This is a genomic window from Vallitalea sediminicola (assembly GCF_054408565.1).
Genome location: NZ_BTPT01000034.1, coordinates 56,993 through 73,560, shown reverse-complemented (window position 1 = coordinate 73,560; position 16,568 = coordinate 56,993). Strand labels below are relative to the sequence as shown.

Annotated in this window: 13 protein-coding genes; 11 read left to right on the top strand and 2 right to left on the bottom strand. The window is 30.8% G+C overall.

The window, feature by feature from the left end; all coding sequences use genetic code 11:
• Window positions 1–150: 150 nt before the first annotated feature.
• Entirely contained in the window at window positions 151–1,143 is a 993-nt protein-coding gene (locus ACX6CF_RS15515) for a diaminopimelate dehydrogenase (protein ID WP_458786257.1), read from the bottom strand.
• A 447-nt stretch (window positions 1,144–1,590) separates the two neighbouring features.
• Between ACX6CF_RS15515 and ACX6CF_RS15510 the strand changes: the two genes are divergently transcribed.
• The 4 genes from ACX6CF_RS15510 (at window position 1,591) to ACX6CF_RS15495 (ending at window position 6,160) form a co-directional block, all read left to right on the top strand.
• On the top strand, window positions 1,591–2,082 hold the full coding sequence (locus ACX6CF_RS15510) for a flavin reductase family protein (protein ID WP_458786256.1): 492 nt from the start codon (window positions 1,591–1,593) through the stop codon (window positions 2,080–2,082).
• Window positions 2,083–2,402: 320 nt separating this feature from the next.
• Window positions 2,403–4,019 (top strand): hypothetical protein, encoded by a 1,617-nt coding sequence (locus ACX6CF_RS15505; protein ID WP_458786255.1) that lies wholly within the window; start codon window positions 2,403–2,405, stop codon window positions 4,017–4,019.
• A gap of 139 nt (window positions 4,020–4,158) precedes the next feature.
• The gene (locus tag ACX6CF_RS15500; RefSeq protein WP_458786254.1) at window positions 4,159–5,031 is read left to right on the top strand and encodes an AraC family transcriptional regulator; all 873 of its coding nucleotides are present in this window, start codon (window positions 4,159–4,161) and stop codon (window positions 5,029–5,031) included.
• 79 nt (window positions 5,032–5,110) lie between these two features.
• Window positions 5,111–6,160 (top strand): uroporphyrinogen decarboxylase family protein, encoded by a 1,050-nt coding sequence (locus ACX6CF_RS15495; protein WP_458786253.1) that lies wholly within the window; start codon window positions 5,111–5,113, stop codon window positions 6,158–6,160.
• Between the two features lie 56 nt (window positions 6,161–6,216).
• On the opposite strand, the gene ACX6CF_RS15490 is transcribed toward ACX6CF_RS15495, so the two are convergent.
• Window positions 6,217–7,218, bottom strand: a complete 1,002-nt coding sequence (locus tag ACX6CF_RS15490) for a LacI family DNA-binding transcriptional regulator (RefSeq protein WP_458786252.1) — start codon at window positions 7,216–7,218, stop codon at window positions 6,217–6,219.
• A gap of 273 nt (window positions 7,219–7,491) precedes the next feature.
• Between ACX6CF_RS15490 and ACX6CF_RS15485 the strand changes: the two genes are divergently transcribed.
• The 7 genes from ACX6CF_RS15485 to ACX6CF_RS15455 are packed head-to-tail and all read left to right on the top strand — an operon-like array spanning window position 7,492 to window position 16,561.
• The gene (locus ACX6CF_RS15485; protein ID WP_458786251.1) at window positions 7,492–9,903 is read left to right on the top strand and encodes a glycyl radical protein; all 2,412 of its coding nucleotides are present in this window, start codon (window positions 7,492–7,494) and stop codon (window positions 9,901–9,903) included.
• A gap of 19 nt (window positions 9,904–9,922) precedes the next feature.
• The gene (locus tag ACX6CF_RS15480; protein ID WP_458786250.1) at window positions 9,923–10,831 is read left to right on the top strand and encodes a glycyl-radical enzyme activating protein; all 909 of its coding nucleotides are present in this window, start codon (window positions 9,923–9,925) and stop codon (window positions 10,829–10,831) included.
• Window positions 10,832–10,855: 24 nt separating this feature from the next.
• Window positions 10,856–12,328 carry a rhamnulokinase gene (locus ACX6CF_RS15475; RefSeq protein ID WP_458786249.1) on the top strand — a complete coding sequence of 491 codons (1,473 nt, stop codon included), beginning with the start codon at window positions 10,856–10,858 and terminating at the stop codon, window positions 12,326–12,328.
• Window positions 12,329–12,343: 15 nt separating this feature from the next.
• Window positions 12,344–13,849 carry a sugar ABC transporter ATP-binding protein gene (locus tag ACX6CF_RS15470; protein WP_458786248.1) on the top strand — a complete coding sequence of 502 codons (1,506 nt, stop codon included), beginning with the start codon at window positions 12,344–12,346 and terminating at the stop codon, window positions 13,847–13,849.
• Window positions 13,839–14,813: an ABC transporter permease gene (locus ACX6CF_RS15465; RefSeq protein WP_458786247.1), complete on the top strand. Its 975-nt coding sequence runs from the start codon at window positions 13,839–13,841 to the stop codon at window positions 14,811–14,813. Before ACX6CF_RS15470 ends, ACX6CF_RS15465 begins: the two co-directional genes overlap by 11 nt.
• Before the next feature lie 41 nt (window positions 14,814–14,854).
• Window positions 14,855–15,865 carry a sugar ABC transporter substrate-binding protein gene (locus tag ACX6CF_RS15460; protein WP_458786246.1) on the top strand — a complete coding sequence of 337 codons (1,011 nt, stop codon included), beginning with the start codon at window positions 14,855–14,857 and terminating at the stop codon, window positions 15,863–15,865.
• A gap of 48 nt (window positions 15,866–15,913) precedes the next feature.
• Entirely contained in the window at window positions 15,914–16,561 is a 648-nt protein-coding gene (locus ACX6CF_RS15455) for a class II aldolase/adducin family protein (protein ID WP_458786245.1), read from the top strand.
• The last annotated feature ends 7 nt before the right edge of the window (window positions 16,562–16,568 follow it).

Below are 16,568 nucleotides of genomic sequence, written 5' to 3'. Positions count from 1 at the left end.
ATAAATATTTTTAGATGAGTTGACCGTGATAAATCAAAAAATGCGATAATCATCAAATAATGATTATCGCATTTCGTTGTATAAAGAAAGAAGTTAACTTGATAACATCAATCAAAATAAATTTTCCTTATATTTTTTTAATTTTAATAATTATAATAATTGTTTTCTTAACTCTTCTCCAGATTTAGGTGATAAGTAAGCAAGAGGAATATCAAAAACAGTTTTTGCACCAGTAGCGCCTTCTCTGCTTAATCTATGAATTGCACGTGCATAAGCAACTAGAACACTTCCAGTAAGTTCTGGATTACTATCTAATTTTAATGAGAATTCAATGATTTGATTATGTTTATTATCTTCACCAGTTTTACCACTTCTTATTACGAATCCACCATGAGGCATTTCTGAATGTTTAGCTTTCAATTCTTCTTCACTGATGAAAGTTACATTAGTATCATAATCTGAGAAATAGTTAGGCATTGTTTTGATTTCATTTTCTATCTTAGCTTTGTCTGCACCTTCTTTGGCTACAACATAGCAGTCTCTTATATGTTTTTCACGAGTAGTAAGTTCAGGATTCTCACCAGCTCTAACTTTTTCTAAAGCACTATCAACAGGGATTGTGTATTGAACTGCACCTTTTACACCTTCTATTCTTCTGATTGCATCAGAATGACCTTGGCTGACACCACGGCCCCAGAAAGTATAATCATTACCTTCAGGTAGAACACACTGAGATAATAATCTGTTCATTGAGAATAAACCTGGATCCCATCCAACAGAAATAATACTTAGATTATTATTTGATTTTGCTGCTTCGTCAACTGATTTAAAGTATTCAGGAATTTTTGCGTGAGTATCATAGCTATCAACTGTATTGAACATTTTTGCAAATTGTGGACCTTGTACAGGAAGATCTGTAGCTGAACCACCGCATAATATTAATACATCAATATCATTTTTATATTGTTCTGCATCAGCAATTGATAATACTTTTATACTATTATCAGCAACTTCTAAAGATTTTGGGTCTCTTCTTGTAAAGATGGCTGCTAATTGCATATCAGGGTTTTGTTTAATTGCAAATTCAACGCCTCTTCCTAGATTTCCGTATCCAACAATACCAATTTTTATTATGTTTTTCATATGTACCTCCTTGATTTATGTTAGTTGATTTATATAAATGTAGCCGACTTCATTGTTTGTAACCATACCTATTGAGTTAATATAGGAGAGTATGTAGCCGTTATTCTTCTATAAAAAATTATACAATGATAACCAGCAAAAGTAAATAAAAAATTTTATTTCCTGCAATTATTATAAAAATCAAATTAGTACAATTTAAATAATGACATTCAATATCAAATATTAATTAGTATTATTTAACTAGTAAATCTGCTGAAAAATACAATGAAATTATAACTAATATGCTGAACCTAAATACCGATATACCAATTTTAATAAATTAAACTTATATAATGTGAGAAATTATGGATAAAATACAAATTGACAATAAATATCTAAAGGAGTAACATTATAGTAAAGTGAAAATAATAATTTACATAGTAAAAGAAGAAAAGGAGTTATTAAAATATGAATAAAAAACAATTTATAGCAAAATCCAGTTTACAACCTGCACCAAAAGTATTGGTATCCTGTAGAGATAAAGAGGGTAATGATAATGCTCTTGCTGTTGCTTATTGTGGTAATTGTAGTTATGATCCACCAATGGTTATGGTTGGAATTGTTCCATCAAGACATTCTTATCAAATGGTAAAAGATACAAAATGTTTTGTTGTAAATCTACCAACAAAAGATTTTCAAAAAGAATTTGATTATTTAGGTAGTGTAAGTGCAAGAGATGAAGATAAATTAGCTAAGATGAATATAAAAACAGCTGATGCCAGCAAAGTGAATGCACCTATATTAGTAGATTGTCCAGTAAATATTGAATGTACAGTTGTTGATTCTATAATGACTGGTTCACATGAAATGTTTATAGGAAAAATAGAAAATATTAATGCAGACGAAAATATCGTTAATGCAGATGGAAGTATAGATTATTCTAAGTTAGATTTAATTTAATACATAGTGTTATTAAGGAATGCACCTATTATCTGTGATGAATGTTTATTATGATGATTCATGATATTACATATTTACAGTTATAGGTGTATTTTGATTTTTTAGTAAAACACTACTATTGGTATATAAAAACTACCAAATTAAACATTTTGGTATGAAAAATATCGGTAATTGTAATATTTTATACATTAATAACAGAATATTGATAAAATATTGAAACTATTTATTTTTTGTGATAGAATAATATTAAGAGATCTCTTTATATTTTTAAATTAAACCTTTAACAGGTCTTATTTTTATGGAATAAAAGGAGGATTATAATGAAAAACTTACAAAAGATTGCTTCAACTGTATTATGTATTATATTAGTATTAGCACCCTTTAGTAACATAGCATTTGCAGAGAGTGATAACGAGCCAATATACTTTACACTAGACCAAGCAAGTAATCAATTTATTGAAAAAAGCAGTTACAATGCACCAAAAAGTATAGAGTTACCTGGTACATATGAAACATTTTATGTTGATAATAAAGCTAACAAATTAAAGATAATCAGTGCTACTTTGAATGAAGAAGAAACCAATAGTTTGCCATACACTGGATTGAAAAGAATAAAGTCCATTGCAAATGGACAGACAAGTACTACAACACAAAATAGTATATATCAAAAAACAGTTGCTATGTCCAAAGCTAAATCAACAAATAATGCTTTTTCTTTTGGATTGGGTCTAAGTGCTGATAAAAATAATGATAAAATTACTAGTGCGATACAAAGTGTTTTGAAATCATACACGTCTTTTAGTTTTTCAGCAGATTTCTCATTCGATAGAAGATATACAACCACTAATACGAATACACGTGTGAATAAAGTGGAGCGAGAGTATACAAAAAGTTTTACGGTTCCTGACTTGCCTAATTTTAAAGGCTGTAACTCAGCCGATTTTTATACTTTCACCAATTATTATGTATATGATGTAGTAGCAGAAATTATTGTAGATGGAGCAACAAGTGATGAACATCAAGGATATACCTCAGTTTATAATACATATAAGCAGAAACGACCACATAGTTCAATTAGTACTTGTGGATACTGTGGCGAAGAGATTCGTGGATGTGATATGTGTTTACCTTGCTTAGAAAATCCTCCAGAAGAACATAATAATGAAATAGTACATGTTAATCTTGCAAATGGACATTCAGGACATTGTGGAAGAAATATGTGGGAATTAGTGGTTAGAGAGGGTTATTATAAAAAATATGACCCTAATTGTAATACCATAGTCAATTACAAATTCTATTGGCCTGTAGTAGAGGGAGTAGTTATACCTTGGAAAGTCGACGGTCCTAATGATTTCAATCTAAATAAGCCTGTTCACTTAGTTCCAAGCGGTATTGAAGAAATAATATATCAGGATAATAAATATTATAAATTTGTTGTAACTGAAAGTCCTCTTAAAAATGCTTATGATTCAATTTCGTTACCAGGAGAACAGTTGGGAGATCCAGTGTTACCAGGATTAACACAAACTGTAAAGATAGCAAAAGATGTGACTGTAAGTTCAACAACAGAAAAAACAAAAATAACTAATAAGAGATTTTCTACTTCTTTAACAGCAAAATTCAAAAATTTCATATCATTAAGTGCCGGTTATAAGAGACATAGACAGTATATAGACACTTCAAGTTCTAATGAAACAGAGATAGAATCTTATGATGAAACCAATAAATATGTGTTGCCAAATTGGTTTTCAGACAATGGTTATGAAGGAACAAGGATACATCTTACCAAAGACACTATGTCGTATGAAGTTACTGGAGAAATAATACCTATTAACCCAGATGGCACATTAGATAATGCTAATAAAGGTATATTGACATATACACAAAAGAAAGAATTTCCAAGAATATATGCTAATCCATTTGATGTTGCACCATAATATTATAAAAAAGAGTAAAATCCAGCTTATGGCTGGATTTTACTCTTTTCAGATAAGCTTGCATAATGTATCATATTATTAGAGAACATCTTATAAAGTAATTGGAAAGTATTATTTAGTGTTTAAGGAGAATCATATCATGAAACCTTATAAAGAAAATTTGATATCACCAGAATTACCTTTTCCAGTAGAGATATTTATCCAAGACAATGAAAAAGCTGATATTATTGTTAAACCTCATTGGCATGATTGTGTTGAAATATTATATATGATTGAAGGTACTGCATCGCAGCAGATAAATGATAAAGTACTAAATGTTAATGCTAATGATATAATTCTCCTGAACAATGGGGATATTCATGGTACGTGGTGTAATCCTAAGGATAAAACCAAGATATTAGTTGTAAAATTCTTGCCTGAAATGTTAAGCAATACATCTAATATTTATGAGTCAAAGTATATTATTACTTTTTTACAAAATACAAATAGTAATGAAGTTGATTCTACAAGAGTATTTCAAAGTACAGATGAATTGATTGCGTTGTTTATGGGTGCTTATAATGAATTCGTAAACAAAAAAATTGGTTATGAAATATTTATTAAGGGGTATATCTATCAGATGATTGCTATACTGATAAGAAATGACAATCTAAGATTATATGAACCCACAATCAAGGAAAATGAATTAATAGAAATAAATCCTCTGTTGAAATATATTGAACTTCATTATAAAGAGAATATTACCCTTGATGAAGCAGCGACAATGATGAATAAAAGTTATTATCATTTTTCTCGTTTCTTCAAAAAAGCTACGGGCCGAAACTTTAAAGAATATATAGATTTTGTTAGAGTATGTGAGGCTGAGAAGCTATTGCTCTCTAAAAACATGAATATATCTCAAATAGCTTATGAAGTAGGGTATAATAATGTATCTAGCTTCAATCGTGTATATAAACGAATCAGAGGATATTCACCCAGTAAAATAAAAAAAGCAAAAACTGTAAAGGATTAAGCAAAAAATAGATATATTTTAATCTCCTATTAAGTTAATCTATAGTTAGGAATGATGATAATAATGGGAGGTAATTGATATGAGTAAGTTTGTACCAGATTATAATAATATTTTAAATGCAGCAAATAATGTTAAGCCTGCAAGAATGCCATTATATGAGCATATTATTTCAGATGAAAGAATGGAAAAGATTCTTAATAAAGAATTTGTTGAATTACTTAATGGAAACATAGCTGATAAAAGAGAATATATGAGAAACTACACAAGTTTCTTCAAAGAAATGGGATATGATACAGTATCAATGGAAAGATGTATCGGACAGATAATGCCGGGTAGTGGTGCATTAGGAAACCACCAGCCAGGTGTTATTAAGACAAGAGACGATTTTAATAAATATCCATGGGCAGAAATACCAGATTTATTTTTTGATGCTTTTTCAGATGATTTTAAATTATTGAGAGAAGAGATGCCACAAGGTATGAAAGCAATAGGGGGACCAGGTAACGGAGTATTTGAATGTGTTCAAGACCTAGTGGGATATACTGAATTATGCTATATTTCAATCGATGACCCAGAACTCTATAAAGATTTGTTTAGTACAGTTGGTAAGACTATGTTTGAGATATGGAAAAGATTTTTAAAAGAGTTCGGAGATATTTATGCTGTTTGCAGATTTGGTGATGATCTAGGATTTAAAAGTCAAACATTGATATCGGCAGATGATATAAAAAATAATATAATACCTCAATATCAAAAAATAATTGCTACAGTTCATTTTTATGAGAAACCGTTTCTACTACATTCATGTGGACAAATCTTTGATGTTATGGATGACCTTATTAATATAGCAAAAATTAATGCTAAACATTCCAATGAAGACCAGATAGCACCTTTCTCAGTTTGGGTAGAGAAATACGGTGATATTATTGGTAATTTTGGAGGCGTTGATACAGATGTATTATGTCGCTGTAGTGAACAGGAAATAAAAGAATATGTTAAGAACGTTATTAATTATTCTATTGACCATAAAGGATTTGCTTTGGGTTCTGGAAATTCTATTCCTAGCTATGTACCATTAGAAGGGTATCTTGCAATGGTTGAAACTGCAAGAATATGTAGAGGGGAATAAGTCTATATAATGAAAGGGTGTTGTATCAATTATAGTACAACACCTTTTTATATATTCTATTCTAAATCTATTTTTTTACAAGATTCCCCGATAACAATTGAAACATCAATTATATCATGAATAGGATTAGATGGTTTTGAAGTTATGATTTTAAATAATGATTTTGCTATTTTTTTTATATTTTGTTCAATTGTTGTTATCCTAGGATAAAAATATGAAGAAACAATTCCATCAAAACCTACAACCGATAAATCATTTGGAACAGAAATATTTAGTTTATAAGCTTCCATAATAAGACCTTTTGCTATCTGATCATTAGCACATACAATTGCGGTTGGTTTTTCATTAAGTGACCAGAAATAATTAAGAGCCCTAACTCCAGTCTCGTAATTAAAGTGTCCAGTAAAAATATAATCTTCATTGATATCAATATCATGAGATTTTAATGAGTCTATGTAACTATCTTTACGCTCTGTCGCGGTTTGGAATTCATCCATAGCACCAGCAAAAGCAATTTTCCTATGATTAAGATTGTATAGATAATCAATTAACATCTTAACGCCTTTAACGTTATTCGAGCGTACAGTTGCAAATCTAGTATCTGCAGACCTGTCTAAACATGCAATAGTTTGCTGACTATCAGATGAATAAAGGTCATAATTAACTCCTTCGGTAAGTATTATACCTGAAGTTCGTATGCTTTTACAGTAATTCAAATATTCTCTTTCTTTATCAATGTTATTTTCAGTATCACAAATTAATAGAGTATACTTGTTTTTAAAGGCAATATTGTTAAGTTTTTTTACTAAAGATGTAAAAAATGGATTTTCCATATCATATACAAAAATTGCTATTGAATTAGAAGTCTTTGAAAATAGATTTTTTGCCATTTGATTAGGAACATAATTATATTTTTCAATAACTGCCGTAACCTTTTTTCTAACAGCCTCAGATGTTGAATCAGGTGAGTTTATAACTCTTGAAACTGTTGCAGTCGAAACGCCTGCTATCTTTGCTATATCTCTAATACCGAAATATTTCTTTTCGCTTGTATTCAATTTTATCATCCCTATTACTTTATTATGTAACAAGTTTACTATAAAAAACGTGATAATGCAAGCCAATTTAGGGGAAAATAGAATATTGATAATAATTACAATTTAAATAGAATAATCCAGCAATCATTGGTCTAAATGCATAAAACTAACGTTTGATATTAAAAAAATATGTGATAATACACAATAAACGGTTGACAATGTTTTGAAATGAGCATATAATAATAATTGTAACAAGTTACATTAACACAAAATACATATTAAGGTGCTGATTATATGAATGATAAAATAACAAAATTGAGAAAGAGATTATTTGAGACTCAGCCAAAGATTTGCTCTGAGAGATGCGTTATTTTTACTGATTCAATGAAACAATCTGAAGGGTTGCCCATTGCCATAAGAAGAGCAAATGCTTTCTATGAGGTATTGGATAAGATGTCAATTGTTATATCTGATGATGAAATAATAGTAGGAAATCAAGCCAAATGGCCCAAATCATCACCGATTTATCCTGAGTATTCATATGAATGGTTGATAGAAGAGTTTGATGGTAATCCATATTATTTCAATGAAAGACCTGGAGACAAATTTTATTATGAAGAAAAAACAAAACAAGATATCATTTCATGTATAGATTATTGGAAAGGTAAATCACTATATGAGAATTTTAGGAAAACTCTTCCAGATGAGATAAATAATGCATGGGATGCAGGTGTAATTGATGATACATGGGTTTCAGCAGCAGGATTAGGTAATGTTATAGTTGATTATAATTTGGTTTTGAAGAAAGGTCTAAAAGATGTTATTGCAAGGATAGAGAAAAGAATATCTGAACTAGACCTGAAAGAACCAGGCAATGTCAAGAAAAAATGGTTTTTGGAAGGTGCTTTAAAAGGAAACCAAGCAGTAGTTAATTTTACTAATCGAATTGCTTATCAATGTGAAATAAAAGCAAATGAGATGGAAGATGAGAATCGAAAAAAAGAATTATTGGACTTAGCAAATATATGTAGAAACGTTCCATTAAATCCAGCAAAGACTTTTCATGAAGCAGTTCAAAGTATTTACTTACTATTGCTGGCAGTACATTTAGAATCAAATGGTCATGCTATTTCATTAGGTAGATTCGATCAATATGTTTATCCTTTTTATAAAGCTGATATAGAAAAAGGTACATTGACAAAAGAAGAAGGTCTAGAAATTATTGAAGCATTCTTTATTAAATGCAATGAACTTAATAAACTTCGTTCATGGCCTGATTCAGAATTTTTCCTAGGGTATCAAATGTTTATCAATTTAGCTATAGGAGGTCAAACAGTAGATGGTAAAGATGCAGTAAATGACGTTTCATATCTATGTATAGAGGCATGCCAAGACGTTAAATTATTTACACCTTCTATTTCAGTAAAATGGTTTGATAAGACAGATGATGAATTTATGCTAAAAGCTTTGGAAGCAGTTATGGTACATCAAGGAGGACAACCAGCTTTTTATAATGATAAGGCATTTATTAGGACATTAGAGAATATGGGGATAGCAAAAGAAGACCTAGTGGATTGGTCACCTGATGGATGTATAGAAGCATCAATACCAGGTAAATGGGATTTTGCGGCAAAAGGACCTTGGTTAAATGTTGAAAAAGTATTAGAAATAACATTGAACAATGGTGTTGATCCTAAAACAGGAAAATTATTTAGAAAAACATCTAAGGATATTAAAAAGTGCAAAACAACTGAAGAGATATTCAATGAATATAAACAGATGCTTAAATATTTTATGGACCTTCAAGTGATTACTGAACATGTTAATGATGAGATTCACGTACTTACTGATATTAATGCTTTTCGTGCTTCATTAATTGAAGACTGTATTGGAAGAGGTTTGGATCTAGTTGAAGGTGGTTCTCTATATTCAGCAGATGGTGGACCTACAGCAGGAACTATTAGTACAGGTGATGCATTAGCTGCCATAGAAACCATTGTTTTTGATAAGAAGTTAATTACATTAGAACAATTGCTATACGCATTAAAAACTAATTTTGAAGATAATGATACAATGCCAAGTGGAGAAGAAATAAGATTGATATTAAAAAATAAATCACCTAAATTTGGTAATGACGATGATGGTGTTGACAAATGGGTAGTTGAATTAGAAGAATATATAGGTTCTTCATATAGATACAATTATAAGAGTTCAAAACATGGAAAAGGACCTATTCCTTGTTGCTATTCATATAGTCAAAGCCCTGTTACAGGTAATATCGCTTTTGGAAGATGTATAGGAGCAACTCCTGAAGGAAGAAGAAGTGGAGACCCAGTCAATAATGGGATATCCCCTGCAAACGGTTCAGAAAAGAATGGAGCAACAGCAGCATGTAATTCAATAGCTAAGCTTCCTAGTATATGGTTCCAAAAAGGTGCAATATTCAATATGAGACTTACTAAGTCAGCCCTTGCAACTAGAGATAACAGACAACGTATTGTTGATATGGTGAAAGTACTTTTCAATAACTATGGACAGCAAATACAATTTAATGTAGTAAACGGTGAAATATACAAAGAAGCAATGAAAAATCCAGAAGATTATAATGATCTGATGGTTAGAGTATCTGGATATAGTGCATTGTTCACTACATTAGTACCAGAAGTGCAGTTAGACGTTATCAATAGGACGGAATTAGATATATAAGATTTTGGAGCTGAAATTTATGGAGAAAGCAAGAGTTTTTAATATTGAAAGATTTGCAACAGAAGACGGGGAAGGTATTAGGACAGTTGTGTTTTTAAAAGGCTGTGCCCTTAGATGTAAGTGGTGTGCAAATCCTGAATCTCAAGATTTTAAAAAAGAAATATTATATAAAAAAGCTCCATGTACTAATTGTGGTAAATGTATCCAAATATGTAATCAAAAAGCCATAGAATTAGTTGAAGGGTTTGGCTATATAACTAATATTGATTTGTGTAATTATTGTGAAAAATGTATTGATAATTGTGTTAACAATGCAAGAAGTCTACTTGGTAAAGATATGAATTCTGACGAATTGATTAAAGAAGTCCTAAAAGATAATGAATACTATCAAATGTCAGGTGGTGGTATTACATTTAGTGGAGGAGAACCATTATTTTACAGCAAATTCATTAAAGAATGTAGTGTGAAGTTGAAAAAATATAATATCACCACTTTAATAGAAACCTGTGGGCATATAGATATCGAGAACATTAAAGAAGTTTATGAGCATGTAGATTATATATTCTATGATATTAAACATATGAACAGTGAGAAACATAAGGAACTGACAGGTGAAGATAATAAACTAATTATCAATAATCTAATATGGTTATCAAATAATTATAAAGGAAAATTATCTGTAAGATATCCTTATATTCCGAATTGTAATGATGACATTAATTCTATTAAACAATTACTGGATTTTGTCCAGACATTAGATAATATTGAAGAAGTTGTATTCTTGCCTTATCATCGATTAGGAATGCCGAAGTATGAAGGACTAGGAAGAAAATATGAGATGGGTGATATGAAGTCATTAAAAACAAGTGATCTAAAATGTATGAGTAACTTATTTGAAAACTATAGCCTTAATATTAAAATCCAATAATTATTAAATAAAAGGGAGGTTAATATGAATACTATCAAAAATATTATTTCGCTAGATTGTGGTAATTCTTCTTATCGAGTAGTGCTGGGTAGATATGATGGTAATAAGATTACAACTGAAGTTATTGCCCAAGAGTCAAATAGTATGATAAAAGAACAAGATTATTATTACTGGAATTTATATAAGATTTTAGATTTCTTTAAAAGAAGTTTGAAAGAAACATTAAAAAAAGTAGATAAAATTGATTCTATCGGTGTTTGTACTTGGGGTGTGGATTTTGCACTATATGATAAAGATAAAAATATGTTAAGCAATCCATTGAGTTATAGAAATAAAATTGGTGTTAAATCATTAGAGAGTCTGTCAAAAGATGAAAGAGATAAAATGTTCTATGATACTGGAATATTGTGTGACAAAATCAACTCTATATTCATGTTGAATGGAATAAAAGAAAAAATGCCTGGAATTTTCGAGAAAGCAGATAAACTGCTTATGGTGCCCGATATTCTTAATTATATGTTAACAGGAGTTATGGTAAATGAGCCTAGTGAATTGAGTACAACACAGCTGTTAAGTTCTATTACTAAGAATATCAGCTCGGAAATATGCAATAAATTTGGTATTTCAAAAGATTTATTTAATAAGATAGGTGTACATGGTGAGAAAATAGGTAATTTACTTCCTTCAATAAAAGATGAACTAGGTATTGATTATGATATCCCAGTTATTCTTGTACCTTCACATGATACAGCTTCTGCAGTAGTTGCAATACCCTCTGAGGAAGATAATTTCGCTTTTATTAGCTCTGGAACGTGGTCGTTGATAGGTGCAGAATTAGACCAGCCAGTAGTCACAAAAGAGGTGTTGGAAAGTAATCTTACTAATGAATTAGGTGCATTCAATAAAATAACCATATTAAAGAATAGTGCAGGCATGTTTATAATTCAAAGAATAAAAAAAGAATATGATGAAATCACTAAGAGAGATAATTCTTGGGAAGAAATAAATAATATAGCAGATATGTATATGGGTGAAGTACCACTTATCAATATTAATAATAATAGATTCTTCAATCCGGTGCATATGGGAAAAGAAATACATGATTACTTAGTTGAAACAAATCAGGCTAAGGGTGAATTCAATTGGAGTGTTGTAATAAAAGCGGTCCAAGAATCAATGGCTTGTTGTTATGCTCAAACAATAGATAGTCTTGAAAAGGTAATAGGAAAGGAGTTTAAAGATATCTATATTGTGGGGGGCGGATCCAAGAATATTGTAGTAAATAAGTTGACAGCTAAAAGAACAGGTAAAAAGATTGTTGCTTGTAGTAAAGAAAGTACATCTCTTGGAAATATTGTTGTTCAAATCAAACATTTTGAAAAAGATATATCTTTAAAAGATATGAGAGATATTGTTAAAAAATCTATTGATTTGGAAGAATATCAAGTTGATATTGATGATAATGGTATAGTAGATAGGTATTCTAAATTAATATAAAGTGAGGAGTATGGTATGAACGAGAATATACTTGAAATGGAAAGTATTTCTAAAAGTTTCTATGGTGTTAAAGTATTAAATGATGCTAGACTTGAAGTCAGACCGGGTGAAGTTCACGTTTTATTGGGAGAGAATGGAGCAGGAAAATCTACTCTAATTAAAATATTATCAGCTGCTTATAAAAAAGAATGCGGAATCATTAAATTAAATGGTGAATGTATTGAATTTCGTTCTCCAAAAGAGGCAATTGATAATGGAATAAGTGTTATTTATCAAGAATTCAATTTGAATCCGTGTGTACCTATTTATGAAAATATATATATTGGAAAAGAATTTACTAAGAACGGTCTAATTGATAAGAAGACTGCAATAAAAGAATCAAAAAAATACATGGAACTAATAGGGTTGAAAGTTGATCCTACAACATTAGTATCTGAACTTAGTGTAGCACAAAAACAAATGGTGGAGATTGCAAAAGCTATATCTAACGATGTTAAAATTCTTGTACTTGATGAACCTACTGCCGCAATTACTGATAAAGAGACTGCAAAACTATTTGAAATAATAAATGAGTTAAAAGCAGATGGCGTTGGGATTGTATATATATCTCATAGAATGAGTGAATTATTCGAGATAGGTGATAGATGTACGGTTATGAGAGATGGTGAATATGTCTCAACGGTTAATCTTAAGGAAACAGATTGTGACGAACTAACAAAATTAATGGTAGGTAGAAAAGTAAGTTTTGAAAAAATTGAAAATAAGTACATTAAAGAAGACGAGGTCGTTCTTGAAGTTAAAAACATTTATTACAAAGATTTAATTAAAAATGTCAGTTTAACACTTAAAAAAGGTGAAATATTAGGAATAGCTGGACTTGTTGGTGCAGGGCGAACTGAACTAGCTAAGTGCATTATAGGGGCTTACAAAATTAAAAAAGGTAATATAATCTTGAAGGGTAAAACCTTAAATGGGAACAGCATTAAAGAATCAATAGATAACGGAATGGTTTATCTGAGTGAAGATAGAAAAGATGAAGGATTAATTTTAATGCATACTGTATTAGATAATGTAGCATTGCCTAATCTTAAAAGATTTGGTGGATTATTATTAAATAACGATAAAATGAAACAAGTTACACGAGAATTTATTAGTAAATTGAAGATAAAAACAAATGGTCCTTTCAGTAAAGTAGAAAATTTATCAGGAGGAAATCAACAGAAAGTAGTAATAGCGAAATGGTTATATTCCGATTCTGATATATATATTTTTGATGAACCTACAAGAGGAATAGATGTTGGGGCACGTGATGAGATATATGAAATAATGAGAACGTTAATTGAAAAAGGTGCTTCAATCATCATGATTTCATCAGACCTTGTAGAAGTTTTGAAAATGTGTGACTCTGTAGCGGTAATGAAAGAAGGAGAGATTGCTGCTGTTTTACCAAATGAAGATAATCTAACACAAGAAGACATATTATCTTGTGCTTTGTATGGAGGGAATAAGAATGAAGAATAATGTATTAGAAAAAGATAGTATGAAAAAATTAGATTTGCAATCTTTAACGCTTTACATTGGTGCTATAGCTATTTTGATAATATTTACTGTTGTATGTAGGTTGGCTGGAAAGAATTTTCTAACCTTTGGTAACATTCAAAATGTAATAACACAGTCTTCAGTTATTGCTGTAATCGCCATAGGACAATCTGTAGTAATTCTGACTGGTGGAATAGATTTATCGGTTGGTTCGACAGTTGGTTTTGTTGGTATAGTAGGTGGTTTACTAATAAAATCGGGTATGCCTATTGGGGTTGTCTGTATACTACTGATCTTTATGGGTATATTTGTTGGAGCTTGTAATGGTGCTTTGATAAGTTACGGAAAGATACCTGCATTTATTGTTACATTAGGTTCTCTTCAAATCATTAGAGGGGTAACCATGGTTGTCAATTCCGGTAAACCTATCTCAGGTTTTCCAGAAGGTTTAAGGGCGATTATGAATACCAAAATATTAGGAATGCCTATATCTATTTTATATGTTTTCATCCTCTATGCCATAATGATGACAATAATGACTAAAACCAGATTAGGTAGATGGATATATTCTATTGGTGGAAATGCAAAAGCCGCTAAATTAGCAGGAGTAAAAACTAAAAAGATAGAGGTTTATGCATACGTAATTTCTGGAATATTCGCTGCTATTGGAGGAATTCTATTACTATCAAGATTATCCTATGCAGATCCTAATGCAGGTTCAGGATATGAACTTGACTCAATTGCAGCAGTTGTTATTGGTGGTATAGCAATGTCAGGTGGTAAAGGTAATTTAGGGAATACATTAGTTGGTGCTTTAATACTAGGAATGTTAAAGTGTGGTCTTCAGATTTTAAATGTTCCAGTATACTACCAAACTATAATCATTGGATTAGCGATTATTACAGCTGTTTTCTTTGATAAGGCAAAAGAGAGAAGAGCTGAATAATTATAGATGCTGCTTTAAATAACTTTAAGGAGGATTATTAAATGAAAAGGAAAATATCAACTTTAATTATTTCAATTCTTTTGGTAACATTTGTATTAGCAGGGTGTAAAGATACAACTAAAGATGAACCAAAACCATCAACCGATAATGGTACTACTGATAAACAGAAAGAAATCACTATAGGTTTTGTTCCTATGACACTAAACAATGAATACTTTATTACAATGGTAAACGGGGCAAAACAAAAAGCAGAAGAATTAGGAATCAAGTTAGATGTACAAGCAGCTGACCAACATGCAAGTGCTGCAGCGCAGTTAACAATTGTAGAGAATATGATTACATCAGGTGTAGATGGAATATGTATTGTACCAAGTTCCTCAGAAGGATTATCCACTGCTTTGACGAAGTGTAAAGAGGCAGGGATACCTGTTATTAACCTAGATACCAAGATTGACAAAAGTATTTTAGACGAAGCAGGATTAGAAGTGCCTTTTTATGGGACAGATAATTATGCTGGAGCAGAATTTGCTGGAGCCTATGTAATTGAAAACTTTGAAAAGGAAATTGAAACTGCTATTTTAACAGGTATTGAGGGTCAACAAAATGCAGCAGATAGACGAAATGGTTTCTTTGATGCAGCTGGTTCACATGTTAAGGTTGTCGCAGAACAATCTGCAAACTGGGAAGTAGACCAAGGATATACAGCTACTCAGAATATATTAAGTGCTAATCCTAATATAGGTTTGATCTTTGCTTCTAATGATGGAATGGCTATAGGTGCTTTACGTGCAGTAGAAGAAGCAGGTAAATTAGAAGATATCAAAATTATTGGGTTTGATGCTATCAGTGAAGCATTAAATATGGTCGAAAAAGGAGATATGTTTGGAACAGTTGCTCAGTATCCAGCAGAAATGGGTATTCTAGGTGTTGAAAATATGGTGAAAATCATTAATGGCGAAGATACCCAAGAGTATATTGATACAGGAGCTAAATTAATCACAAAAGAAAATGTAGAAGAGCACAAAAAATATTGTGAACAATTCGCAGATTAATCAATTAATCATAAAAAATTAATTATAAATAATGAAAGGATGAATGAAATGGACTATAAAAAACTAATTATCGAATCAGGAAAAAAATTAATCGATTCAGGATTTACAATTGAAACTTGGGGGAATATAAGTGCCAAAGATGAAGAAACAGGACTTGTTTATTTGACACCAAGTGGAATGGATTATTGTAATTGTACTACAGATGATGTTGTTGTGTGCAAGCTAGATGGAGAAATTGTTGAAGGTCATAGAAAGCCTACAATCGAGACAGAATTACATCTTAGTGTTTACAGAAACAGACCAGAGGTAAAAGCAGTTGTACATACCCATCCTATATATTCTACTGTATTTTCTTGTATGGGAGAAGGTATACCATTGTTAATTGATGAAGCAGCACAAGCATTAGGAGCTCCAGTTAAAACAGCTAATTATGCTTTGCCTGGTAGTAAAGAACTTGCAGAAGAATGTATAAAAGCGTTAGGAAAAGAAGCGAATGCTTGTTTACTTCAATCTCATGGAGCAGTTTGCGTAGGTGAAAATATGGAAGCAGCCTTCAAAGTTGCGAATGTTCTAGAAGTAACTGCGCAAATATATCAACTAATAAGAGCAACAGGAAAAGATTATATGCCTTTGTCAGAAGAGAATATCAAGGCAATGGCAGAATTTGCAAAATACAAATATGGACAAGGCAAATAAATAAAAG